Raw genomic sequence first — 24146 nt, forward strand, 5'->3', positions numbered from 1 at the left:
CAAGTGCCTCCTCAATATCGTGGTATTAATATTGTATGAAATCTTACAATTTCATATTCAAGTGAAAAATATGTGAACGTTAACAAAATTGTAAAGTGCAAAAATTATAATCATTTTGTATAATAGAAGAAACCACCGTTATATAAAAAATAATGAGTGAAAGGGGAGGGAACATAAATGCCAAATTGGTTTAGAAAAACCTTAGTCGCATTAATTACCGTATTTACATTTGGTTTAGTGACGCCTCCTTCCATATTGCTTGATAATGCCAAAGCTGCGGACAAGCCTACGAGCACAGCTGGGCAACAAAGTTTGGAGAGTACGTCCTATACATATGAAGAAACGAATGACAGGTTAACCACCGATACTTTTATTACTTATGCGATGCAAGAAGCAGAGAAGCAGTCGATGCAAAAGTTTGGTACTAAAATTGGTCCAGTAATTGAAGATGAATTTAAAGATGTAATATTACCAAAGATTGAAGAGGCAATTGCTGAGCTTGCTAGTGATGTACCAGAAGATTCACTACAATCATTAGCGATTTCTCAAAAACCAGCTGGTGGGAATAATGAAAAGATTTTTCATGTCTACGATACGAAATCAGGAAATGATTTATTGCGTTTCCATGTAAGAAGAGATCATCCACCGCAAGATGGTTATTATTTTAATTTCCATTATCATCGTTTTGATGATGGATACTCAGGACATCATGAGTTAGGAAATATTTATTGGAATACGAATGTACCGCCGAAATGGCTTTCTTAAAAAGAACAAGAGAAAATCTTGTTCTTTTTTATTTTTATAGAAGGGACAGACAACCATGTTGTTGAATAACATAGGTTTAGAAAAAAGAAGCAAAGGGAGTATGGGAATGCAAAAATATATTGTTTTTGACTTTGATGGCACATTAGTAGATTCACAAAATATATTTGTACCAATTTATAATCAAATTGCTGAAAAGCACGGATATAAAACGGTAAGAGAAGAAGAAATTGAGTATTTACGCAAGTTAACGATGGCGGAGAGATGTAAACAACTCGATGTACCACTGTATAAACTACCGATATTAGCGCTGGAGTTTTATAAATTGTATCAACCTGCTATAAAAGATCTTATTTTGTTCCATGGGATGAAGGAAGTATTAGATGAACTACATAAAAAAGGCTACGGAATTGCAGTCATATCATCGAACTCAGAAGAGCATATTCGGGCGTTTTTACAAAAGAATGATATAGAAAATATACAAGAAGTGTATTGTTCTAAAAATTTGTTCGGTAAAGACAAGATGATAAAAAGATTTTTAAAATCGAAAAAGATAACAGAGAAAGATATGTTATATGTCGGTGATGAACAGCGAGACGTAGCAGCGTGTAAAAAGGCTGGAGTGAACGTAATTTGGGTATCTTGGGGATATGATGTTATTGAAACAGTGAAAAAAGATGCACCAGATTACATGGTTCATAAGCCGATGGAAATTGTGCAAGTAGTACAAGGAGCGTATTCTTAATATGAATACACTGCGAGCAGGCATTCATCATATTGAATTTTGGGTAGCAAATTTAGAGGAGTCCATTTCTTTTTATAATAAGTTGTTTTCCATAATTGGGTGGAGAAAGTTAAATGAAGTAGCATATAGCACAGGAGAAAGTGAAATATACTTTAAAGAAGTAGATGAGGAAATTGTAAGGACGTTAGGGCCTAGACATATTTGTTATCAAGCTATTCATAGAGAAGTAGTTGATGAAGTAGCAGATTTTCTTTCTAGTACGAAAGTGAAGGTAATACGTGGTCCAATTGAAATGAATCATTATTCGGAAGGTTACTATACGATTGATTTTTACGATCCGAATGGATTTATTGTAGAAGTTGCCTATACACCAAATGCAGAAATGTAAGGGGAATAGATATGAAGATAATTACAGCACGGCAAAGCAATATACAAATAGTAAAAGATGCAGCGAATATTGAAGAAATTTCTAAAGGTTTTTCGCCTGATAAGAAATATATAATTACGAATGCAAATAATGAAAAATATTTATTTCGGACAGGCGATATAAAAGAGTATGAAAGAAAGAAAATAGAGTTTCAAATTTTAAATGAAATGGTAAAACGTAACGTACAGGCACAAAGGCCAATTGAAATAGGTATATTGGAAGAAGAAGGTGTATGCTATAGTATTTTTTCATATTTAGAAGGGGAAGATGCGAAGAAGCTATTGCCTACGTATTCACCAAAAGAACAATATGATATTGGTATAGAGGCAGGAAAAGATTTAGCAAAAATGCATACATTTGAAGCTCCTAAGGATATACTTCCATGGTATGAAAGAGCTATGAAAAAACATAGTAAATATGTAGAGGTATACAAAACATGCGGAATAAAAATAAAAAATGATGATAAAATCATAAAGTTTATAGAGGAAAATGAAATATATTTAAAGAGCCGCCCGAATCGATTTCAACACGATGATTTTCATTTAGAAAATATAATTGTACGGGATGGAAAATATGTAGGTGTTGTTGATTTTAATGGCTATGACTGGGGCGACCCAATTCATGATTTCGTAAAAATTGCACTGTTTGCAAGGGATATTAGTATTCCGTATTCAATTGGACAAATAGAAGGATACTTTAATAGGAAAATACCAGAGGAGTTCTGGAAATTATACACGGTGTATGTTGGCATGACAGTTTTCTCCTCAGTTGTCTGGACATTACGAGCAGCGCCGCATATGTTAGATGATATGTTAGAGCGTCTTACTATAGTTTTAGAGGATCATAATAACTTTGAGTTATCCAAGCCAATTTGGTTTCAACCAGATAAGATTGATATGAAATAGAAAAGGTAGGTGTGATTCGCACCTACCTTTATTTTTTACCATCAAGATACTTATTTAATTTTCTTAAATGTAAGCGGCTGAGTACTTAATGTAGCTGGTACATGTAACTGAAGGGATGGGAATTCACCACTTACATTCATTTCATAAGCGAATAATAAGCTCATTTTCATTTGGAATAAGTCAACTTTTGTGGAGAAGATGTCGTAATGATGATGCCCTAATTGAATATCCATTTCCATAAATTGTACATATAACGAATCATCTCGTTTGTATACTTGTAATGTTCCGTATGCAGGATGTTCAAAAGTACCAGTATAATCCTCTAACTTGTGCGAAGGTGTAGTCCCTTTAATTTGTTCAGGGAGGGATTCAGTTGCTTCTTTCATCATTTCCTTCATTTTTTTAGTATCTTCTACAGCACGTTTATGCCAATCAATGGATTCTAATTCAAGTAGTTCGTCATAAATTTGATTAGCGAGATAAGTAGGAAGTAATGTTCCTCCAGCATTCGTTAAAATGACAAGGCCTATGTTTTCTGTTGGTATGAATGAAACAAGCGCTGAAAATCCATCGATATTACCGCCATGATGAATCACTTTTTTACCACGATAAGCGCTAATAAACCAACCAAGACCGTAACTATTTAATGGAGATTCAGGGAGTGATAAAACCGGTTGGTCTGGAATTGAATTGTGTGGTGTATACATTTGTTGTAATAATTCAGAGGAGATTAATTCATGATCTCCAAATTTTCCTTCATTTAAGTGGAGAAGTACCCAATTTGTCATATCTTCAATTGTGGAATTAATACACCCAGCAGCGCCAACTGTATCGATGTTACGGAATGGAACTGCTTTTATTTCACCGTCATTTTCAATGTAAGGTAAAGCGTAATCATCTGTAGTTTGTGAATCGTTAACAGAGAAGTTTGTATGTCTCATATTTAAAGGTTCTAAAATATGTTCTGTAGTGTATTGCTCCCACGTTTGATTTGTAATGTTTTCAACAATGTAGCTAATTGTTGCATACATTAAGTTGTTATATAGAAATGCAGTCCGGAACGGTGCATCAAGTGGTAAATGTTTTATTTTTTCAACGAGATCTTTTCGAGATAAGGAAGAACTGTACCAAAGAGCCTCATGACGACTCACTCCAGTTCGATGAGAAGCTAAATCCCGTCCTGTAACTTGTGAGCTAGCAAGTAGTTCAGATAAAGTAAAGTTAGGTATATAAGACGAGACAGGAGCATCCCAATTAAACTTTTTTTGCTGTGCTAACAAGCTTAATGAAAGTGTACCAAACGCTTTCGTTGAGGAACCGATTGCGAATCGAGTATTCGGTGTAACAGCCTCTTTTGTTTCTATATTACGATAGCCGAAACCTTCTGAAAGAATAACTTCACCGTCTTTTATAACAGCGACAGCAACACCAGGAACATTTAAATCCTTCATCATTTTTTCAACCGTGGTTTGTAAAGAAGTCATAACAGGTGTTTCAATTTTAGACATATTTCTAACCTCCAAATATAAATTTTGATCTACCGCACTATACTTTCGGTAATAGAAAATGAAAACCTTTTAAAATATGGAAAGTTAATAATTTTGTAAGAATTAGCGCAAGAAATTTTATTAATTAAGATTATTAAATTTACCATTTTTCATGTTATGATAAATTCCATATACGATTGAAAGAAGGTTTTCCTACATATGAAACATGCTGAAAATGAATACTTAAATTTATGCCGCCATGTAATGGAACATGGTACGAAGAAAGAAGATCGTACAGGGACAGGAACTGTATCTGTATTTGGATATCAAATGCGTTTTGATTTGAGCAAAGGATTTCCTTTATTAACGACAAAAAGAGTACCATTTCGCCTTGTAGCAAGTGAACTACTTTGGTTTATGAAAGGTGATACAAATATTCGCTATTTATTGCAGCATAATAATAACATTTGGAATGAATGGGCGTTTAAGAGCTGGGTAGAAAGTGATGAGTATGCTGGTCCTGACATGACTGATTTTGGTCTTCGCTCACAACAAGATGAAGAATTTAAAGTACAGTACGATGAGCAAATGGAATTGTTTAAAAAGAACGTTTTAGAAGATGATGAGTTCTCAAATAAATATGGTTATTTAGGAGACGTTTACGGTAAACAATGGCGTGCTTGGAAAACGACAGCTGGTGAGACACTTGATCAATTAAAAGATGTAATTGAAATGATTAAAAAAACACCAGACTCACGTCGTTTAATCGTTTCTGCTTGGAATCCTGAAGACGTACCGAGTATGGCATTACCGCCTTGTCATACATTATTCCAATTTTATGTAGCGGACGGAAAACTTTCTTGTCAGCTATATCAAAGAAGTGGTGACATATTCCTTGGAATTCCATTTAACATCGCAAGTTATTCACTACTAACACATTTAATTGCACATGAATGTGGTCTTGAAGTAGGAGAATTTGTTCATACAATTGGAGATGCACACATTTATACAAATCATTTTGAACAAGTAGAAAAGCAATTGGCACGTGAACCACGTCCATTCCCGAAACTTACATTAAATCCAGATGTGAAATCTGTGTTTGATTTTGAAATGGAAGATTTAATGATTGAAGGATACGATCCGCATCCAGCAATTAAAGCACCGGTTGCAGTATAATTGTAGAGGAGATGAAAAAATGATTGTTTCATTTATGGTCGCGATGGACGAAAATAGAGTAATTGGTAAAGATAATAATTTACCTTGGCGTTTACCGAGTGAATTACAATACGTGAAGAAAACAACGATGGGCCACCCGCTTATTATGGGAAGAAAGAACTATGAAGCGATTGGTAGACCACTGCCTGGAAGACGTAATATTATTGTAACTCGTAATGAAGGGTATCATGTTGAAGGCTGTGAAGTTGTTCATTCTGTAGAAGAAGTATTTGAACTATGTAAAAATGAAGAAGAGATTTTTATTTTTGGCGGAGCGCAAATTTACGATCTCTTTTTACCTTATGTAGACAAGTTATATATAACAAAAATCCATTATGCATTTGAAGGAGATACATTCTTCCCAGAAATGGATATGACAAATTGGAAAGAGATTTTTGTAGAAAAAGGTTTAACGGATGAAAAAAACCCGTATACGTATTATTACCATGTATATGAGAAGCAACAATAATAAAAAAGATTGATGTGAGAATTCACGTCAATCTTTTTATTTGTATTCACCAATATAAGTTTATAGATGAGATTCGATAGTGCTATAATGATAGGTAGCATGTAAAAATGCTAAAATTTTCAAAAGTACTAATATAGAAAGAGGAGGAGAATCGATTGAGAAAGATATGGGGGATTCTTTTTCTTTGCTTAACATTCATGTTAGTTGGATGTGGTAAAGAAGAAAAACCACAAGAAGCGTTTGATACATATGTAAAAGCGTGGAATAAACAAAAATTTGCAGATATGTATGATCAACTATCAAAAAATGCAAAAAAAGATATTTCAAAGAAAGAGTTTACTGAGAAATATGAAAAAATTTATTCTGGTATCGAAGTGAAAGACTTAAAGGTAGAAACAGGGGAAGTAAAAGAAGATAAAAAAGATGAAGGTCCTGTTCCTTTTAAAGTAAGCATGGATACAGTTGGTGGTAAAATCACATTTGGTCATGAAGCAAAAATGGTGAAAGAAAAAGATGGAGATAAAGAATCTTGGAAAATAGATTGGACTCCTGATTTTATTTTCCCTGGCATGACGAAAGATAGTAAAGTGCGTATGCAGACAACACAGCCAAAACGTGGTGAAATATACGATCGTAATGGAAAAGGTCTTGCAACGAATGGGAAAGCTTCTGAAATCGGATTGATTCCTGAAAAGTTAGGCGATACTGCTCCGCAGACGAAAGAAACAGTAGCGAAGTTATTAAATATGTCTGTAGAAGAAATTGATCAAAAATTAGCTGCTAAATGGGTAAAACCAGGGTATCTCGTACCAATTGGAATTTTGCCTGAAGGGGCAACACAAAATACGTACATTGATTTACCAGGTGTTTCAACAAAACCTGTAAATGTTCGTACATATCCGTTAGGGGAAGCGGCAGCTCATCTGACTGGTTATATTGGAAAGGTAAATGCTGAAGATTTAAAAACGCTACAAAAGAAAGGCTATCAAGCTGATGACCCAGTTGGTAAAGCTGGCTTAGAGCAAGTATTAGAGGAAAAGCTACGCGGTAAAAAAGGTGGCCGTGTCTTTGTAGAAGATGCGCAAGGAAAAGAAATTAAAAATTTAGCAAAAACAGATGCTGTTGATGGAGAAAATGTAACTTTAACTATTGATAGTGTTGTTCAAGAAAAAACGTATAATGAAATGAAGGGCGAAGCTGGTTCAAGTGCAGCAATTAATCCGAAAAGTGGAGAAACAATTGCACTAGTAAGTAGTCCAGCATATGATCCTAATATAATTGCACGAGGGACATCAAAGGCACAACGCGAAGCGTGGAATAATGATCCGAAAAAACCAATGACAAATCGCTTTACACAATTGTCGGTACCAGGTTCTGTATTTAAACCTATTACAGCTGCAATTGGTCTTGAAACGAAAACGATTGATCCAAAAGAAGAGTTGAAAATTGAAGGATTAAAATGGACAAAAGATTCTTCTTGGGGTAATTACTATGTAACGCGTGTGAAAGATGCAAATCCGATTGATCTTGATAAGGCGATGAAATACTCGGATAATATTTACTTCGCACAAGAAGCTTTAAAAATCGGAAAAGACAAGTTTATGAGTGAAGCGAAAAAATTCGGATTCGATGAGAAACTACCAATTGAATATGGATTCCCTGCTTCTAAAATTGCAAATGACGGCATTAAAAATGATATTCAAATGGCAGATACAGGATATGGACAAGGACAAGTATTAATGACTCCTCTTCATTTAGCTTTAACGTATGCGCCAATTGTAAATGATGGAACGATTCCGTCACCGTATATTATTAAAACAGATAAACAACCAAAAGCTTGGAAAGAAAATGTAATTTCTAAAGGAAATCAGGATATATTAAAAACTGCAATGACGAAAGTAATTAATGATCCAGATGGTACAGGGAAAATTGCTAAAATTGATGGCATGACTCTTGCTGGAAAAACAGGTACAGCGGAATTAAAAGTATCAAAAGAGGCCGAAGGAAAAGAACTAGGTTGGTTCGCTGCATTTGATTTAAATTCACCAGATATGGTCATTACAATGATGATTGAAGATGTAAAAGGTAGAGGCGGAAGTAATATTCCAGCTGAAAAAGTAAAACATGTATTTCAAAAATAATATGTAATAGAAGGCTATCTCTATAAGTTGTAGAGGTAGCCTTTTTATATGAAAGAGTTCTTAATATCTGTATACTAAATTTTAAGGAAACAAAGTAAATCATTAACTTACGAAAAAAAAGTAGCTATTTTTTATTGACATTGATTAAAACTTTTTGTATTATACTTACATAAGGTAAGTTGTTAACTTTTAAAAAATAAATCTTGAATTAAAGATAAAGAGAAAAAAGGGAGAGAATACAATGACAAAAGTACTATTTATTACAGCAAATCCAAATTCAGCAGAAGGTTCTTTCGGAATGGCAGTAGGGGAAGCTTTCATCGAAGCTTATAAAAATGAACATCCACAAGACGAAGTTGTAACAATTGATTTATTCAATACTACAGTACCAGCAATTGATGCAGATGTATTTGCTGCTTGGGGTAAATTTGCAGCAGGTGAAGGCTTTGAAGCTTTAACTGAAGTTCAACAACAAAAAGTAGCAGCAATGAACACAAACTTAGAAACATTTATGAATGCAGATCGTTATGTATTCGTAACTCCAATGTGGAACTTTAGCTATCCACCAGTAGTAAAAGCATACTTAGATAACGTAGCAATCGCAGGTAAAACATTCAAATATACTGAAAATGGTCCAGTCGGCTTATTAGAAGGTAAAAAAGCACTTCACATTCAGGCAACAGGTGGCGTATATTCTGAAGGAGCATACGCAGCTGTAGACTTCGGTCGCAATCACTTAAAGACTGTATTAGGATTTGTCGGTGTAAATGATACTGAATATATCGCAGTTGAAGGTATGAATGCAAACCCTGAAAAAGCACAAGAAATTAAAGAAGCAGCAATTGCTAATGCTCGTGAATTAGCAAAACGTTTCTAATATAGAATGCTTAAAAAGTCCAAACACTTGCTGTTTGGACTTTTTTTCTTCTTTTTCCTTCGTTTGTCTAGTATAATGAAGGTCGGAATGATAATAGGTGGGGGTTCTGTATGATTCAAACGTTTTTTAAAATCTTTTATTTAATTTTAATCGTAATTGCGATTACACCGAGAATGTGGCGTCTTAAAAGACAAGTAAATACGATGGCGCCAAAAGAAAAAGATAATGCTGTGTATAAAACGACAAATTGGTTTGGTAAGAAAATGGTACGTGTAGCTGGAGGGGCAGTAGAAGTGAAAGGACTTGAAAATGTTCCGAAAGACAAGCCAGTACTAGTTGTAAGTAATCACCAAAGTAATATGGATATCCCTGTTTTACTAGGTTACTTAAATAAACCAATTGGATTCGTTTCAAAAGCAGAGATTAAAAAGTTCCCAGTTGTACCAACTTGGATGGAACTTATGAATTGTGTATTTATGGATCGTAGCGATCGTCGTCAATCTCTTCAAGCGATTAAAGATGGAATTGAACTATTAAAGAATGGACATTCTATCGTAATTTTCCCTGAAGGAACGAGAAGTAAGGGTGGCGAAGTTGGAGAGTTTAAGGCTGGTAGTTTTCATCTTGCAGTAAAGTCAGGTGTAGCAATTTTACCTGTAACGTTAGATGGTACATATAAGATGTTTGAAGCGAATGGAAATCGTATGAAGCCAGCTCATGCAACAGTAACAATTTCTAAGCCGATTACACCTGAAGATTATGCGAATATGGATATTAAAGAATTAACGAAGCATACACAGGAAGTTATCGCATCACAATTACATAAGTAATAAAAAAGGATTCAGCTTATAGTAAGCTGAATCCTTTTTTATTATGCTGTAGGTAAGACATAAAAGAGTACACAGAAGAACATCATCGCACTACCACCTAAAACGAACAGGTGCCATATGGCATGGTTGAAAGGTAGCTTTTCCCAAAGGAAGAATATAGCTCCGACAGAATATAAAATTCCACCTGCTAAAAGTAGTGAAAAACCATGTCCAGTTAGATTTTCATAAAGTGGTTTAATGGCAACGATTATGAGCCAACCCATAATGATGTAACATAAGGTTGAAGCCTTTATAAAGCGACGTACAAAGAAAATTTTGAAGACGATACCTCCGATTGCTAGTGTCCATATTATAGCAAGCAACGTCCATCCTAATGGGCCACGAAGTGTAATAAGTAGAAAAGGAGTATACGTGCCAGCAATCAATAAGTAAATGGCTGAATGATCTAAAATAGTAAATATTTTTTCTACTTTAGGATGATGAATGCTATGTAGTAATGTTGAAAACAAGTACAGTAAGAACATGCTTACACCATAAACAGTAAATGCAACTACAGCTGATGCGGTACCGTGCTTAGAAGCATGAATAATCAATATGATTAAGGCAGGGATGCTTAAAATGGCACCGATACCATGTGTAATTGCATTTGCAATTTCTTCTTTTACAAATTGGGTCATTCGTGTCATTTTTTCAGTCATAATGCAAATCCTTTCTACTATCATAAAATAATATGTCATTTCCCTTACCATATCATACACAAGAGCAATAGAAAATGAAATTTGTATAATTGATTATATTTTTGAATTTTTTTGATAAAAGACAATGGATTTGTTGACGTTTTCAAACTTTTTTGACAAAATAAAATTATGTAATAGTAGGACAAGGAAACTACTAATAAAGGGGATGGGGAAATGTTTTCAAATATTGGCTTTCCAGGGTTAATTTTAATTTTAGTAGCAGTACTCATTTTATTTGGACCTAAAAAATTGCCGGAAATCGGGAAGGCTTTAGGGGAAACGTTAAAAGAGTTTAAAAAATCAACGAAAGAATTGACAGATGACGCATTTCAAGAAAAGGAAAAGAAAGAAAAAATGTAGTGTATTTTCCTTGTAATGGATAAATAAAGTGTGGTGAACGAGATGGAAGATCGGGAAATGAGCGTAGTAGAACATATTGTTGAGCTTCGAAAAAGAGTAATATATACGGTGTTATCCTTTGTACTATTTTTAATTATTGGATTTACTTTTACAAAGGATATTTATTTTTGGCTTGTAAAAGATTTACCAATGAAATTAACTGTTCTCGGTCCAAGTGATGTATTGTGGATTTTTTTCTCGATTGCTACAGTATTTGCTATCGTTTGTACAATTCCTTTTGCTGCTATACAAATTTGGTTATTTGTAAAACCGGGTTTACATCCAAATGAACAAAAGATGACAATAATGTATATACCGGTATTGTCTATATTATTTCTCGCAGGTTTATGTTTTGGATATTTCATTGTAATGCCGTTTCTATTTCACTTTTTAACTACGATAGGTAATGAAATGTTTAATACGATGTTTACGACAGAAAAGTATTTTCATTTTGTACTTAATTTAACAGTTCCATTTGCTGTGATTTTTGAATTGCCAGTCGTTGTAATGTTTTTAACTAGTATTGGAATACTTACGGCGGAATTTTTAATAAAAATAAGAAGGTATGCTTACGTAGCATTAATTATCATTGCATCTTGTATATCACCGCCAGACTTTTTATCTCATAGTTTAGTTGCAGTGCCGCTTATTTGTATTTATGAAGTAAGTATTGCGTTATCAAAGGTTGTTAGTAAGAGGAAAAAGAAAAGAGAAGAAATGCAGTCGAAAAGTGCCTCGTTATAAAGGCACTTTTTTATTTATTTGTTATACTATAGCTATAAACGTATACAATATATAGAAGAAAAAAATTATAGAATCTCCAAAATTTAGACAAACTTTGCGCTTTTATAAGCTTATACTAAATGTATTAAACAATTGATGGATAATGAGATTCCCGTCTCAGAGATATTTAGGACGGGAAGGTGAATTAGGTGGAGATGAATAGAGTATAAATCTTCTAGCCATAAGGACTACAGAAATCATATAAGTCTGATTTTACTCCACTTTAAACAACGTGTTACAGCGCAAAGTAGAGGAAGTTCAAAAATCCAATGAAAAAGAGGATTGATATTGTGATTACGAAAAGTTTTTATTTCACTCATTCAACAGGGGATTGCATTAAAATATTCGAAATCCCTGTCCTACAGGCACAGCATCCATTATCGTTTCTAATTCAGTCTCGTCTTCAATTATTTATTGCAAAAATTCAAAGACAAAAACACCCAAGATTTTCGTATTCTTTCCGTGAATATTTACAAAATTGTTTGAAGTGGAATGATTATTTAAATGTATATAAAACAAATACCCTTGAAAAAAATGCATGATACGAAGTACGGACAGGGTTAGTAAACTCTGTCTTTTTCATTTTAGATATGAAAATATAATTAATTTGATGAAATTTCGTTCCAAATTGTTGAAAGCAATGGGAATACTAGTATAATAACAAGGAGAGCGTATTGGAAAGGGAAGAAGTATAGTATGCAAAAAATTAAAATTGTAACAGATTCAACGGCAGATTTATCACAAGACGTAATCGAAAAGTATGACATTCATGTTTTACCATTATCAATCTCTGTAAATGGACAAACATATTTAGATCGCGTTGATTTACAACCTGACGAATTTATTGAAGAAATGATTAAATCAGAGGAATTACCAAAAACATCACAACCAGCTATGGGTACATTTGTAGAAATGTATGACAAGCTAGGGGAAGATGGAAGCGAAGTCCTTTCTATCCATATGACAAGTGGAATGAGCGGTACTGTAGCAACTGCAAATAGCGCTGCATCAATGACTGATACAAAAGTAACGGTTGTTGATTCTCAATTTATTACACATGCTTTAGCATATCAAGTAATTGAAGCTGCAAAAATGGCAAATGACGGACGCTCACTAGAAGAAATTTTAAAACGTGTAGATGAAGTAAGAAAGAATACTCGTTTATATGTAGTAGTGGATACATTAGAAAACTTAGTGAAGGGTGGACGTATCGGTAAAGGAAAAGCGTTTATCGGTTCGCTACTTAATATAAAGCCAATTGCTAGTCTTGAAGACGGTGTTTATAATCCTGTAACGAAAGTTCGTAGCCAAGGCCAAATTGTAAAAACATTAGCTAAGTTATTTGAGCAAGATACGGCTGGAAAAGTCGTAAAAGCTGTTGCAATTCCGCATGCGAAAGCAATTCCTTTAGCTGAAAGTATGAAAGCGGCGGTTGAAAAAGTGAGTGGATTTGCTCAATCAGAAATTTTTTATACAACGCCTATTATTAGTACTCATACAGGTCCGGGCGCAATCGGATTTATGTATTTAGCAGAGTAATAAAAAAGCTACTTGAAAATATATTTCAAGTAGCTTTTTTATGTAAATAGAAAGTAAGAAATAAGAAGAGCTACACAGGCACTACCGCTAATGATATAGCGAGTCTGTAAATATTCATTCATAGAAAACACCCTTTATCCCGCTATTTGCGGACAGTAAAACTCTCTACCTTAAATTTAGCTGGAGCAAAGAGGTTAGGTAGCGGGCTGCCCGTAAAAGCTTGATTGGTGAAGGCAAATAATCAGTGGGGATGAAGAAATCCCACTAATTAAAGTTTCACTATAGGATTTTCTATATTATATGTTGGATATAGAAAATCAGTCATTACGTTACACATGTAAAGTTTCAATTTTTTCGTTTATTTGCTTATCATTTGTTGCGTTACTATAAATAAAAGTTTGACCTAAAAAGAGTACATGCAGTTGTTCCCACGGTAACATGCGCAAATTCCAATTATTTCGAAGTCTAGTTATTGCTTCACGAGGTGTTTCATCGGCGAGTGCAAAAGCTCCGTAATGCATTGGTATAAAATGTGTAGCGTTTAAATCTAAATAAGCTTGCACGGCCTCTTCAGGTGAAACATGAGATACTTTCATAAACCATTCTGGTTCATAAGCGCCAATGGGCATAAGAGCAATATCAATTAAAAAGCGTTCACCAATTTCTTTGAAACCTTGGAAATAGCCACTGTCGCCACAAAAATATATGGTTTCCATAGTCGTTTCATTATCAATAATCCATCCGCCCCAGTGAGACGTATTCATATCAAATAAGAATCTTCTCGTCCAGTGCTGAGCAGGTACGAAGTGAAAAGAAACTTCGTTAATTATCGTACTTTCCCACCATTTATACTCTTCTACATGTTTAAATCTCTTACGAGTAAATAATTTTTTTAATCCAATAGGTACAAGATATAGAACATCATCATTCAACTGACGAAGAGTTGAAAAATCTAAATGATCATAATGACCATGTGAAATAAGGACAATATCAATTTTAGGTAGTGCTTCTATAGAGAGTCCAGGTTCTGTAAGTCTTGGAACTAGCTTTAATTTATTAGCCCATACTGGATCTGTTAATATATTAAGTCCATTCGTTTGGATAAGAAAAGTGGAATGCCCAATCCATGTGATAGTCGTTTTTTCAACATTACTTTGCAAAAATGCACTTTGTTTAACGGGTGATTGTTCTACTAAGAAAGAAAAATCTTTTTTGTTTTGCTTTCGTTCTTTACGCCAGCGTAAAAAAGAGCGAATTGATTTTTTTGTACTAACATTATCCATATTTTCATAGCGCTTTGCCATGAACATCACCTCATTTAAAATCGTTGTATTTGTATTGTACCGAAATGTTGTTAAGGAATACAGTGTAAAACATGGATTAATGTTTAAGGAATTGTTAAAAAATAGGGAGAGGTATTTACAAAAGTAACAATGAAATTAGTTTTATCACTTTTATTTAGAGAAATAATAGTAAAAAAATATATTTTGTCTAGTAATTCGCTTGAAATAAAGAAGTAACATACGTAAATTCGTACGATTTCGTGAACAAATGTAGTAAACAATTTTCTCGTAGTGTTAACTTTTGTTATTATAAACATAACCTATTTAAATTTAGGATAGAGAAAAGAGGTTTATAAATGAAGCGTTATCAAAAAATAATTGGTCTTATGGTTGTATTTTGTCTCTTTGTACTTGCTGGATGTAGTGAATCAGGTTCAAAGCTTCGTAAACCATTAAATTGGGATTTAGAAACCTTCCAATTTACAAATCAAGATGGAAAGAAATTTGGTACAAAAGATTTAAAAGGGAAAGTTTGGGTTGCAGATTTTATGTTCACAAATTGTCAGACAGTTTGTCCACCAATGACTGCAAATATGGCCAAGCTTCAAAAGATGGCAAAAGAAGAGAAATTAGACGTTCAGTTTGTTTCATTTAGTGTAGATCCAGACCTTGATAAGCCAGAAAATCTGAAAGCTTTTATTCAAAAGTTTACAGAGGATACTAGTAACTGGAATTTATTAACGGGGTATTCGTTAGAAGATATTACAAAGTTTTCAAAAGATAATTTCCAATCACTTGTTGATAAGCCGGAGAACGGTCAGGTCATGCATGGGACATCATTTTATTTAATTGATCAAAACGGAAAAGTAATGAAAAAGTATAGTGGCATTAGTAATACGCCATACGAAGACATTATACGTGATATGAAGCGATTAGTGGGTTAAAAATAAGGGTGCATAGCACCCTTATTTTTTTTGTATTAGTCTATCGATAAAATGTCATGTTGCTGGGGAAGTTTCGGTGCACGAATTTCTAATACGCCGTTTTGATAAGAAGCTTTTGCCGCTTTTTTATTAATTGAATACGGCAATTTAATCAATCTTGATGCTTCTGAAATGGAACGTTCTCGGCGATAATAGTTATGGGATGTTTGTTCTTCTTCCTCTTCAAGTATCTCTTCTTTTACAGAGACTTTTAAGTATTCACTTTGTATTTCAATTTGGATTTGTTCTTTTTGTATACCTGGTAGTTCAGCTGTAACAACGAGTTCTTCACCAACTTCATATAAATCTACAGGGAATGTTAATAAACGGTTTCCTTTTTGGAAAAAATGATTTAAATCAGCGATTACATTGCGAAGAGGTGTTTGCTCGAAGAAATCATCAATTTGCTTTAAGTAATTACGAACCGGTGGGCGAGAAGAATCTTTTTTTTCTTCACTCATGGTATTCCCTCCTAGAAATCAATTTGCAATATCATATGACAAAAGCGGAGAAAGGTGAGTGCCTAGTTTTCATGTTTTCATAAAAAATTGTTAAAAATGTGAAATGGAGTGATTTTTTTATAGTTTTTGGTCGCCATATTCAGTTGATTATGCTAGTATAAATAGGGTTGATATAGTAGTATAGAGACAGAATGAAAACTGAAAGAGGGTAAGAAGTATGTGTGGTTTTGTAGGATGTTTATGTGAAAACCCTAGAGAGTTTTCAGAAACAGAAAAACATCAATTTGAAAATATGAACACGATGATTTTCCACCGTGGTCCAGATGACGAAGGATATTTTCGTGATGAACATGTACAATTTGGCTTCCGCCGTTTAAGCATCATTGACTTAGAGGCAGGACATCAGCCGCTAACTTATGAAAATGATCGATATGTAATTATTTTTAATGGTGAAATTTACAACTATGTAGAATTACGTGAAATGTTACTTGAAAAAGGTGCAACGTTTGCAACGCAATCTGATACAGAAGTTATCATTGCATTGTATGCACATATGAAAGAAAAATGTGTAGACTACCTTCGTGGTATGTTTGCATTTATGATTTGGGATCGTGAGGAAAAGAAACTTTTCGGTGCACGTGACCACTTCGGTATTAAACCTTTATACATCGCACAACAAGGTGATACTACATTCTTCGCATCTGAGAAGAAAAGTATTATGCATGTGATGGAAGATAAAGGCGTTAATCCAACGTCACTACAACATTACTTTACGTACCAATATGGTCCAGAGCCAGAAACGTTAACAATTGATGTTAATAAAATCGAGCCTGGTCATTATTTCGTAAAAGAAATCGGTAAAGAGATGGAAATCCATCGCTACTGGAAACCTTATTTCAACGCTTCAAGTGCAACGAAAGAGGAGCATATCCAAGCAATTCGTGATGTGTTATATGATTCAGTAAAAGTGCATATGCGTAGTGATGTACCAGTAGGTTCATTCTTATCTGGTGGTATCGATTCATCTATCATCGCTTCTATCGCAAGAGAAATGAATCCAAATCTTTTAACATTCTCTGTTGGTTTTGAGCAACGTGGTTTCAGTGAAGTTGATGTTGCGAAAGAAACAGCTGAGAAATTAGGCGTTAAAAACCATAACGTATTCATTTCAGCGAAAGAATTTATGGATGAGTTCCCAAAAATCATTTGGCATATGGATGATCCTTTAGCTGATCCAGCAGCTGTACCATTGTACTTCGTTGCGAAAGAAGCACGTAAACATGTAACAGTTGTTCTTTCAGGTGAAGGCGCAGACGAGCTATTTGGTGGTTATAACATTTACCGTGAGCCAAACTCACTAAAAATGTTCTCTTACATTCCTAGCCCAGGTAAGAGCGTTCTAAAAGCATTAAGTGGTGCTCTTAAAGAAGGATTTAAAGGTAAGAGCTTCTTAGAGCGTGGATGTACACCAATTGAAGAGCGTTACTATGGAAATGCTAAAATCTTCCGTGAAGAAGAAAAAGCTGAATTAATGAAGTATTACAATGAAAGTGTTAACTATATGGATATCACGAAACCATTGTATAACGAGATTAAAGATTATGATGATGTAAGTAAAATGCAGTACATTGACATGTTCACATGGTTACGCGGTGACATTTTATTAAAAGCTGATAAAATGACAATGGCAAACTCATTAGAACTTCGTGTACCGTTCTTAGATAAAGAAGTATTCGATGTTGCATCTAAAATTCCAACTGAATTTAAGATTGCTAACGGAACTACGAAAGCTATTTTACGTGAAGCAGCACGCGGAATCGTTCCAGATCACGTATTAGATCGTAAAAAACTTGGATTCCCAGTACCAATTCGTCACTGGTTAAAAGACGAAATGCATGATTGGGCTATAAATATTATAAACGAAAGTAAGACAGAGCATTTAATCGACAAACAGTATGTATTAAACTTACTGGAAGCACATTGTGCAGATAAAGGCGATTATAGCCGTAAAATTTGGACTGTACTTGCGTTTATGGTATGGCACCAAATTTATGTTGAGCATAAATACGATACGAATAAGTTCCATGAAGAAACAAAACGTGCGTATAGCTTAGTTTAATTAGAAAAACCTTAAGATCGCATACGGTCTTAAGGTTTTTTTCATAAATAGGAAGTATTATTGATACAATAATAGTAAAAGGATGGACAACATATGATTACGTTTGAGAAAGTTACTGTAGAAAATGAAAGCGTTGTTAAAGAAATGTTTAAATCGCATAGTTTAGGTGAGAAAAAGGTACAGTACTGTGTGAAAGTTGATGATACATATATTGGTGTAATAGATTATAGTGTACAAGAGGAACGGGCTGTTTTATCACAGCTAATTATTCATTTTGATTACCAAGGTTACGGTTATGGTACAAATACGTATTTTACATTTGAAGAAATGATGAAACAAAGAAATGTGAAAGAAATAAAAGTGCTACAAGAGAAATTAACAGAAAAGGCGAAGTCTTTCATAGAGAGTTTTGGTTTTACTTCAGAAGATGAAGAGTATGTAAAGAAAATATAACGATGATTATTTATGCGATACAATAAATATAAGGCAGGTGGATGTATGACGATGACTTCTGGTCTTGTATTAATTGGAGGGTGCTTTATAGTAGCAGAATTATGTCATATAATCATTCGGAAAAGAATGAGTAAGAAAAAAAAGCCATATGAATTACAATACATCCCTGTCTTTTTCATTATGTTTTGTATGCTTAGTACATTACAAAATCTAATGAACTTTCCACCACTTGTAAATGTTTTTTTAAAGTTTGGTTTACTTTATAGTGGTGTTGGAATAGCACTTTTATTTATTTTATTTTGCATACGTTATGTTCACTATCAATCGTATATATTTATTTTAAATTGGTTAAAGCAAGATGATAGAAACCGCCTTACATAAGGCGGTTTTTTTATTTGCAATTGTAACAGAACTTGTACATTTCACATAAAATAGGACGAGTAGAAATGCGAACATATTACAAGAAAGGGGCGGGGCAATAAAATGAAACTTGTTATAGACGCAGGGCACGGTGGATATGATTCTGGTGCTGTTGGTAATGGTTTAGTAGAAAAAAACTTAACACTTCAAATTGCTAGACGCGTTCGAGACATTTTAACGGTAAATTACCCAATTACAATTAAAATGACACGTGATAGTGATGTGTTTATTTCTTTATCGGAACGTGCTAATATTGCTAATGCTTTCAGTGCGGATTATTTTATTTCATTTCATATTAATAGCGGCGGGGGTACAGGTTTTGAAAGTTATATTTATAATGCGTTATCCAATAGCAGCACTGCATATGCAAAGCAACAAAAAATGCATACAGCTGTCAATCCTGTATTAATAAAATACGGTCTTCGTGATCGAGGAGCAAAAAAAGAAAATTATGCGGTATTAAGAGAAACCGCAATGGATGCAATTTTAACTGAGACTGCTTTTATTGATACAGCGTTTGATGCGAATTTATTAAAAAATCCACAATTTATTGAAGATCTAAGTCAAGCGTATGCAAATGGAATAGCAGCTATTTTGGGAGTAGCTCCAAATCCACAACCCCCTAACCCACAACCGACACCTCAAACGAAGGGAATCGCTTATGTTCTTGGGAAAAATGTAAATTTAAGAAATGGTCCATCAACTTCTTCCTCAGTTATTCGTCAATTAAATTCTCCAGAATCTTACGTTGTATATCAGGAAAGTAACGGATGGCTAGATTTGGGGAATGGACAATGGGTGTATAATGATCCTTCGTACATTAATTTTGTAAAGACAAGCAATAGTGATGGAAGCCCGATTGGGGTTGCATATATACAAGGGATGAATGTAAATTTAAGAAGTGGTCCATCAACTACATCTGCAGTTATCCGCCAATTAAATTCTCCAGAATCTTATTTAGTATATATAAATGAAAATGGTTGGTTAAACCTTGGGGGAAATCAGTGGGTATATAATGACTCAGCGTATATTAAGTATACTCAATATTAGGAATTGAAATGATAGTGCAATATGGATGCGTATCCTTGTTATGTATAACAAGGATACGCATTTTAATAACAACATTTTTTTTCATACTTATGCACTATGTTTTAAAAAGAAACATTAGAAAAGCGGATAGAATCTAAATAGTATATATTAAAAAAGTTATCTTATATACATTGACAATGTATGTAAGATACATTAATCTTTAAATGTTAATGATAATCGATTTCATCTAGGGAGGACATATGATACATACTAAAAAACTAATTATGTTCTGCATTATGATACTCATGGTTGTAATTGCAGGATGTAGTAAAGAAGAGAAAAAAGAAAATAATATATCAGCGAAAGCAAAAGATTCATATACGGTAAAGCATGCAATGGGTGAAACGACAGTAAATGGTACACCTAAAAAAGTTGTTGTTTTAACAAATGAAGGCGCAGAGGCTCTCCTAGCTGTGGGCGTAACGCCAGTGGGGACTACGAAACCACGTGCTGGTGATGAATGGTATCCTCATTTAGCGAAAGAGTTAAAAAACACGGAAGTTGTAGGAACTGAACGTGATATTAATTTAGAGGCTGTAATGAAGCTTAAGCCAGATTTAATTATCGGAAATAAAATGCGTCATGAAAAAATATATGATCAGCTAAAAGAAATCGCACCAACTGTTTATGCAGAAACATTACGCGGTGATTGGAAAGAAAACTTTACACTTTATACAAAAGCTGTAAATAAAGAAAAAGAAGGGCAAAAAGCTCTTGATGATTATAAAAAACGCATTGAAGGAATGAAAGAGAAGTTAGGCGATAAATTGAATTCTAAAGTTTCTATTATTCGTTTCGTGCCAGGTGATGTTCGTATTTATCAAAAAAACTCATTCTCGGGCGTTGTTTTAAATGATATTGGATTTAAACGACCACCATTACAAGATAAAGATGATTTTGCGATAAAAGGAATTACAAAAGAGCAGATTCCAAATATGGACGGAGACTACTTATTCTATTTCACGTCTGATAAAGATGCAGATAAGAATAATGAAGGAAATTCGTTAGCAAAGGAATGGACAGAAGATCCACTCTTTAAGCAACTACAGGCTTCTAAAAATAACAAAGTATTCCAAGTAGATGAGGTAATCTGGAATACAGCAGGCGGTATTAAAGCTGCGAACCTTATGTTAGATGATATTGAAAAATATTTCCTTAAATAAATGATAAAATACATCACTTTTACGAAGTGATGTATTTTTTGTTTGTGAAAATACAGAAAATTCCTTCTTTCAGGGTGTCATAAGTTGTACAATAAAATCAATCATGTGATAAAGGAGTGGGGAAGAATGAAAGCTACTCATAAAGATTGGATCTTGTTTAATGGGAGAATGATTAATACGAAGGAAGAACAGCCGATGGTCGCATTAGAAGAGCGAGGCTTCCAATTTGGTGATGGGATTTATGAAGTATTTAGACTATACGATGGCAAGCCTCATTTATTAGATTTACATTTGGAACGATTCTTTAACTCTATGGCGGAAATAAAACTAATTCCACCATTTACGAAGGAAGAATTAGTAGAAGAGTTATATCAAATGATTAAAAAAAATCAATTTCAAGAAGATGGGAATGTATATTTACAAATATCAAGAGGTGCACAACCGCGCAATCATGTATATGAATCAGATTTACAACCGACATATTTTGCAAATCTTGTTTCGTTCCCAAGACCAGTTGCTTCAATGGAGGCAGGGATTAAGGTGACAGTAGAAGAGGACATCAGGTGGAAGTTTTGCCATATAAAATCTTTAAATTTGCTTCCTAATATCATGATCAAAAACAAAATAAATGAACAAGGGTATCAAGAAGCAATATTAGTACGAGATGGCATTGTGACTGAAGGGTGTCATTCCAATTTCTTTATCGTGAAGAATAATAAGTTGATTACACATCCAGCGGATCATTTCATTTTACATGGTATTACACGTCACTACGTAATTACATTAGCGAAAGAGTTACATATCGATGTAGAGGAACGAGAGTTTTCATTACAAGAAGTATATGACGCTGAGGAGTGCTTCTTTACAGCGACGCCGCTTGAAATATTCCCAGTCGTTCAAATTGGTGATGAACAGTTCGGGGCTGGTGAAAGAGGACCAATTACGAAAAAACTACAAGCTGCATACGAAGAGAGTATTCGTTTATTTAAAGTGACAAATTAATTATGAAGAAAAAAGCTGGTATTCTTCCGGCTTTTTTTCATGATATAATTCAAGCATAGGACAAGTTTTGAAAACGCTGTAAAAAGGGGATTTAATATATGAATTATGAAGATTTTAAAGAAGTAATTCACGGAAGACGAAGTGTTAGAAAGTTTACAGATCAAGAAGTATCTACTAATGATATAAAAGAAATAATTGATTGTGCTCGTTACGCACCAAGTGATACGAATTCACAAACGTGGGAATTCTTAGTTATCATGAATCGAGAGAAGATTAAAGAAATTGAACAAATGACATGGGATGCATTACATAAACTTGCGACAAAAGCAGCAGAAAATGGAGAAGAGAAAGCAGGGAAATTACTTACACGTTCTTTCGGACCATATGCAACAGCTTTCTCGGAGGCACCAGTATTAATCGTATGTTTGGCAACACCATATGAATCAAAGTTCCGTGAAAAGATATTTGATCCAATTGCTTTTGTTCCAGATTCAGTTTGGGAAGAAGAAGGCATTAAGAGTAGCTGTTTAGCGGCACAAAACTTAATGTTAGCTGCACATGCAAAGGGACTTGGTACTTGTCCAATGACAGGGCCAGTATTGCTAGCTCAAGATGAACTGCGCCAATATTTACAAATTGAGCCTGAAAAACAAATAAATATGGTTATTTCACTCGGATTTCCGAAAGATAAACCGAAGAAACTTACAAGAAAAGAAGTAGATGAGATTACAACGTTTGTTTTTTAATTGCTGTATAGAAAAGACATTGAACTAACAATGTCTTTTTATTTTTGAGGGTATGTAATTCATATGTTGGGCTAAAATGATAGATAAGAGGGAATTACTATTTATTTCATAAAAAAAATTAATGTTCTATTAAGGAAAGTATGATACATTAATCGTGAGCAAGATTCTATTTGTTCATGAAAGTGTTGAAAGTAGTCTCAAAATTTAAAAGTTATTTTTGTATAATAAATTATAATGAAGTTACAGGGGGGATGAATTTTGAAAAAATTCATAATCACTGGATTGTCTGTATTGTTATTAGTTGGTTGCGGTGCTCCACAGGAAAAAGAGGACGCGCAATCAAACCAGGAAGAACAAGTTGTAAACGCAAGTGATGAGAATATGGTTGTATTTCCTGAAGGAGCAATGTCAATTGGAGAAGGGAAAGTAAAAGTTATTACTCCAGATGGTACTTCTGAAAACGGCAATATACCGACTGTATTCATCAAAAAGGATACGTTAATTCAGCAAGTTGAATTAGAACTTTCTAATTTTCAAAGTGATAAAGAAACATTCGTATTTGTAGATCAAATGTATACGGATAAACATCAAGTAACTAGTACAACGCAGACAACAGTGCAGTTAAAAGAAAAAACGCTGGAAACAGGTAGTCATACAATTACTGCAGTTCAGTATGAAAACAATGACCCGAAAGGAAAGGTTATTAGTTTTAATCAAGCAACATTTGAGACAAAACCAGCGTCTTAATATGAATAAAAAGTACATTACTCAAAAAGTAGTGTGCTTTTTTGTTTGGACTAGAGTGTGCAAGAGTGAATAACTTATTTCATTTTCTAATACAATTAAATAGGAAGAAATCACTTGTTACTTATGACAGAGAAAGAGGCTGAATACGTGAATCGGTGTATTCGTATCATTTTGATTAGCCTAATGATGGCAGTAATTTGGTTTACGATATAAGAGTTTATGCAAATAACGCTCAATTATCAAATTCATGACTTGTTAATAGGAGCTATTTGTTTTACCATTGTTTATCTATTATATCCCGCACTAACGGGCAGTAAGACCTTACCTTAAAACTCGGTATAGGTGAGGAGATTAGGTGGGAGAT

26 protein-coding genes and 1 pseudogene are annotated in these 24146 nt (G+C 34.0%); 23 read left to right on the top strand and 4 right to left on the bottom strand.

What is annotated here, in order from left to right:
• Nucleotides 1–177 precede the first annotated feature (177 nt).
• From ACTFRY_RS14975 to ACTFRY_RS14990, 4 genes are all read left to right on the top strand, one after another.
• Nucleotides 178–765: a YpjP family protein gene (locus tag ACTFRY_RS14975; protein ID WP_001134421.1), complete on the top strand. Its 588-nt coding sequence runs from the start codon at nt 178–180 to the stop codon at nt 763–765.
• A 106-nt stretch (nt 766–871) separates the two neighbouring features.
• Nucleotides 872–1507 (top strand): HAD family hydrolase, encoded by a 636-nt coding sequence (locus tag ACTFRY_RS14980; protein ID WP_001987851.1) that lies wholly within the window; start codon nt 872–874, stop codon nt 1505–1507.
• A 1-nt stretch (nt 1508) separates the two neighbouring features.
• Nucleotides 1509–1895, top strand: a complete 387-nt coding sequence (locus ACTFRY_RS14985; RefSeq protein ID WP_001094668.1) for a VOC family protein — start codon at nt 1509–1511, stop codon at nt 1893–1895.
• Between the two features lie 11 nt (nt 1896–1906).
• A complete protein-coding gene (locus ACTFRY_RS14990; RefSeq protein WP_000692078.1) occupies nt 1907–2839 on the top strand; it encodes an aminoglycoside phosphotransferase family protein in 933 nt (310 codons plus the stop codon).
• 50 nt (nt 2840–2889) lie between these two features.
• Here ACTFRY_RS14990 and ACTFRY_RS14995 read toward each other — a convergent pair whose 3' ends face one another.
• Entirely contained in the window at nt 2890–4347 is a 1458-nt protein-coding gene (locus ACTFRY_RS14995) for a serine hydrolase (protein ID WP_044795538.1), read from the bottom strand.
• Between the two features lie 198 nt (nt 4348–4545).
• Here ACTFRY_RS14995 and ACTFRY_RS15000 point away from each other — a divergent pair, with 198 nt between their 5' ends.
• From ACTFRY_RS15000 to ACTFRY_RS15020, 5 genes are all read left to right on the top strand, one after another.
• On the top strand, nt 4546–5502 hold the full coding sequence (locus ACTFRY_RS15000) for a thymidylate synthase (RefSeq protein WP_440032355.1): 957 nt from the start codon (nt 4546–4548) through the stop codon (nt 5500–5502).
• Nucleotides 5503–5521: 19 nt separating this feature from the next.
• Entirely contained in the window at nt 5522–6010 is a 489-nt protein-coding gene (locus tag ACTFRY_RS15005) for a dihydrofolate reductase (protein ID WP_000637207.1), read from the top strand.
• A gap of 155 nt (nt 6011–6165) precedes the next feature.
• On the top strand, nt 6166–8151 hold the full coding sequence (pbpC, locus tag ACTFRY_RS15010; protein WP_001227248.1) for a penicillin-binding protein 3: 1986 nt from the start codon (nt 6166–6168) through the stop codon (nt 8149–8151).
• Between the two features lie 241 nt (nt 8152–8392).
• Nucleotides 8393–9028: an FMN-dependent NADH-azoreductase gene (locus ACTFRY_RS15015; RefSeq protein WP_000170025.1), complete on the top strand. Its 636-nt coding sequence runs from the start codon at nt 8393–8395 to the stop codon at nt 9026–9028.
• A gap of 110 nt (nt 9029–9138) precedes the next feature.
• Nucleotides 9139–9858, top strand: coding sequence for a lysophospholipid acyltransferase family protein (locus tag ACTFRY_RS15020; RefSeq protein WP_000616577.1), 720 nt, complete (start codon nt 9139–9141; stop codon nt 9856–9858).
• Nucleotides 9859–9899: 41 nt separating this feature from the next.
• On the opposite strand, the gene trhA is transcribed toward ACTFRY_RS15020, so the two are convergent.
• Nucleotides 9900–10556, bottom strand: a complete 657-nt coding sequence (trhA, locus tag ACTFRY_RS15025) for a PAQR family membrane homeostasis protein TrhA (protein ID WP_000136889.1) — start codon at nt 10554–10556, stop codon at nt 9900–9902.
• Between the two features lie 213 nt (nt 10557–10769).
• On the opposite strand from trhA, the gene ACTFRY_RS15030 reads away from it, so the two are divergent.
• The 4 genes from ACTFRY_RS15030 (at nt 10770) to ACTFRY_RS15045 (ending at nt 13316) form a co-directional block, all read left to right on the top strand.
• Nucleotides 10770–10955: a twin-arginine translocase TatA/TatE family subunit gene (locus ACTFRY_RS15030; protein ID WP_000492443.1), complete on the top strand. Its 186-nt coding sequence runs from the start codon at nt 10770–10772 to the stop codon at nt 10953–10955.
• Nucleotides 10956–10997: 42 nt separating this feature from the next.
• Nucleotides 10998–11738 (top strand): twin-arginine translocase subunit TatC, encoded by a 741-nt coding sequence (gene tatC, locus ACTFRY_RS15035; protein WP_000390120.1) that lies wholly within the window; start codon nt 10998–11000, stop codon nt 11736–11738.
• A gap of 329 nt (nt 11739–12067) precedes the next feature.
• Nucleotides 12068–12319, top strand: coding sequence for a DUF2535 family protein (locus ACTFRY_RS15040; protein WP_000629013.1), 252 nt, complete (start codon nt 12068–12070; stop codon nt 12317–12319).
• A gap of 154 nt (nt 12320–12473) precedes the next feature.
• A complete protein-coding gene (locus tag ACTFRY_RS15045; protein ID WP_001169470.1) occupies nt 12474–13316 on the top strand; it encodes a DegV family protein in 843 nt (280 codons plus the stop codon).
• A 329-nt stretch (nt 13317–13645) separates the two neighbouring features.
• Here ACTFRY_RS15045 and ACTFRY_RS15050 read toward each other — a convergent pair whose 3' ends face one another.
• Nucleotides 13646–14620: an MBL fold metallo-hydrolase gene (locus tag ACTFRY_RS15050; RefSeq protein ID WP_016117735.1), complete on the bottom strand. Its 975-nt coding sequence runs from the start codon at nt 14618–14620 to the stop codon at nt 13646–13648.
• 335 nt (nt 14621–14955) lie between these two features.
• Here ACTFRY_RS15050 and ACTFRY_RS15055 point away from each other — a divergent pair, with 335 nt between their 5' ends.
• A complete protein-coding gene (locus ACTFRY_RS15055) occupies nt 14956–15543 on the top strand; it encodes an SCO family protein (protein WP_000833331.1) in 588 nt (195 codons plus the stop codon).
• A gap of 35 nt (nt 15544–15578) precedes the next feature.
• Here the strand turns inward: ACTFRY_RS15055 and ACTFRY_RS15060 are convergent, their stop codons facing one another.
• On the bottom strand, nt 15579–16043 hold the full coding sequence (locus ACTFRY_RS15060; protein WP_001288085.1) for an Hsp20/alpha crystallin family protein: 465 nt from the start codon (nt 16041–16043) through the stop codon (nt 15579–15581).
• A 217-nt stretch (nt 16044–16260) separates the two neighbouring features.
• Between ACTFRY_RS15060 and asnB the strand changes: the two genes are divergently transcribed.
• From asnB to ACTFRY_RS15105, 9 genes and pseudogenes are all read left to right on the top strand, one after another.
• Nucleotides 16261–18162 (top strand): asparagine synthase (glutamine-hydrolyzing), encoded by a 1902-nt coding sequence (asnB, locus tag ACTFRY_RS15065; protein WP_000333816.1) that lies wholly within the window; start codon nt 16261–16263, stop codon nt 18160–18162.
• Nucleotides 18163–18255: 93 nt separating this feature from the next.
• Nucleotides 18256–18615 (top strand): GNAT family N-acetyltransferase, encoded by a 360-nt coding sequence (locus ACTFRY_RS15070; RefSeq protein ID WP_000627523.1) that lies wholly within the window; start codon nt 18256–18258, stop codon nt 18613–18615.
• Between the two features lie 51 nt (nt 18616–18666).
• Nucleotides 18667–18996: a hypothetical protein gene (locus ACTFRY_RS15075; RefSeq protein ID WP_000200459.1), complete on the top strand. Its 330-nt coding sequence runs from the start codon at nt 18667–18669 to the stop codon at nt 18994–18996.
• Nucleotides 18997–19098: 102 nt separating this feature from the next.
• Nucleotides 19099–20085 carry an N-acetylmuramoyl-L-alanine amidase gene (locus ACTFRY_RS15080; RefSeq protein WP_044795542.1) on the top strand — a complete coding sequence of 329 codons (987 nt, stop codon included), beginning with the start codon at nt 19099–19101 and terminating at the stop codon, nt 20083–20085.
• Between the two features lie 239 nt (nt 20086–20324).
• Nucleotides 20325–21287: an ABC transporter substrate-binding protein gene (locus tag ACTFRY_RS15085; protein ID WP_000581989.1), complete on the top strand. Its 963-nt coding sequence runs from the start codon at nt 20325–20327 to the stop codon at nt 21285–21287.
• 126 nt (nt 21288–21413) lie between these two features.
• Nucleotides 21414–22289 carry a D-amino-acid transaminase gene (dat, locus tag ACTFRY_RS15090; protein WP_000648387.1) on the top strand — a complete coding sequence of 292 codons (876 nt, stop codon included), beginning with the start codon at nt 21414–21416 and terminating at the stop codon, nt 22287–22289.
• 98 nt (nt 22290–22387) lie between these two features.
• Nucleotides 22388–23035, top strand: a complete 648-nt coding sequence (locus tag ACTFRY_RS15095) for a nitroreductase family protein (protein WP_044795545.1) — start codon at nt 22388–22390, stop codon at nt 23033–23035.
• Between the two features lie 258 nt (nt 23036–23293).
• Nucleotides 23294–23782, top strand: coding sequence for a hypothetical protein (locus ACTFRY_RS15100; RefSeq protein ID WP_098616745.1), 489 nt, complete (start codon nt 23294–23296; stop codon nt 23780–23782).
• A 123-nt stretch (nt 23783–23905) separates the two neighbouring features.
• Nucleotides 23906–24112 (top strand): annotated as a pseudogene (locus ACTFRY_RS15105) (hypothetical protein).
• Nucleotides 24113–24146 lie beyond the last annotated feature (34 nt).

This window comes from Bacillus cereus group sp. MYBK195-1 (assembly GCF_051916605.1).
Taxonomy (GTDB): Bacteria; Bacillota; Bacilli; order Bacillales; family Bacillaceae_G; genus Bacillus_A; species Bacillus_A cereus.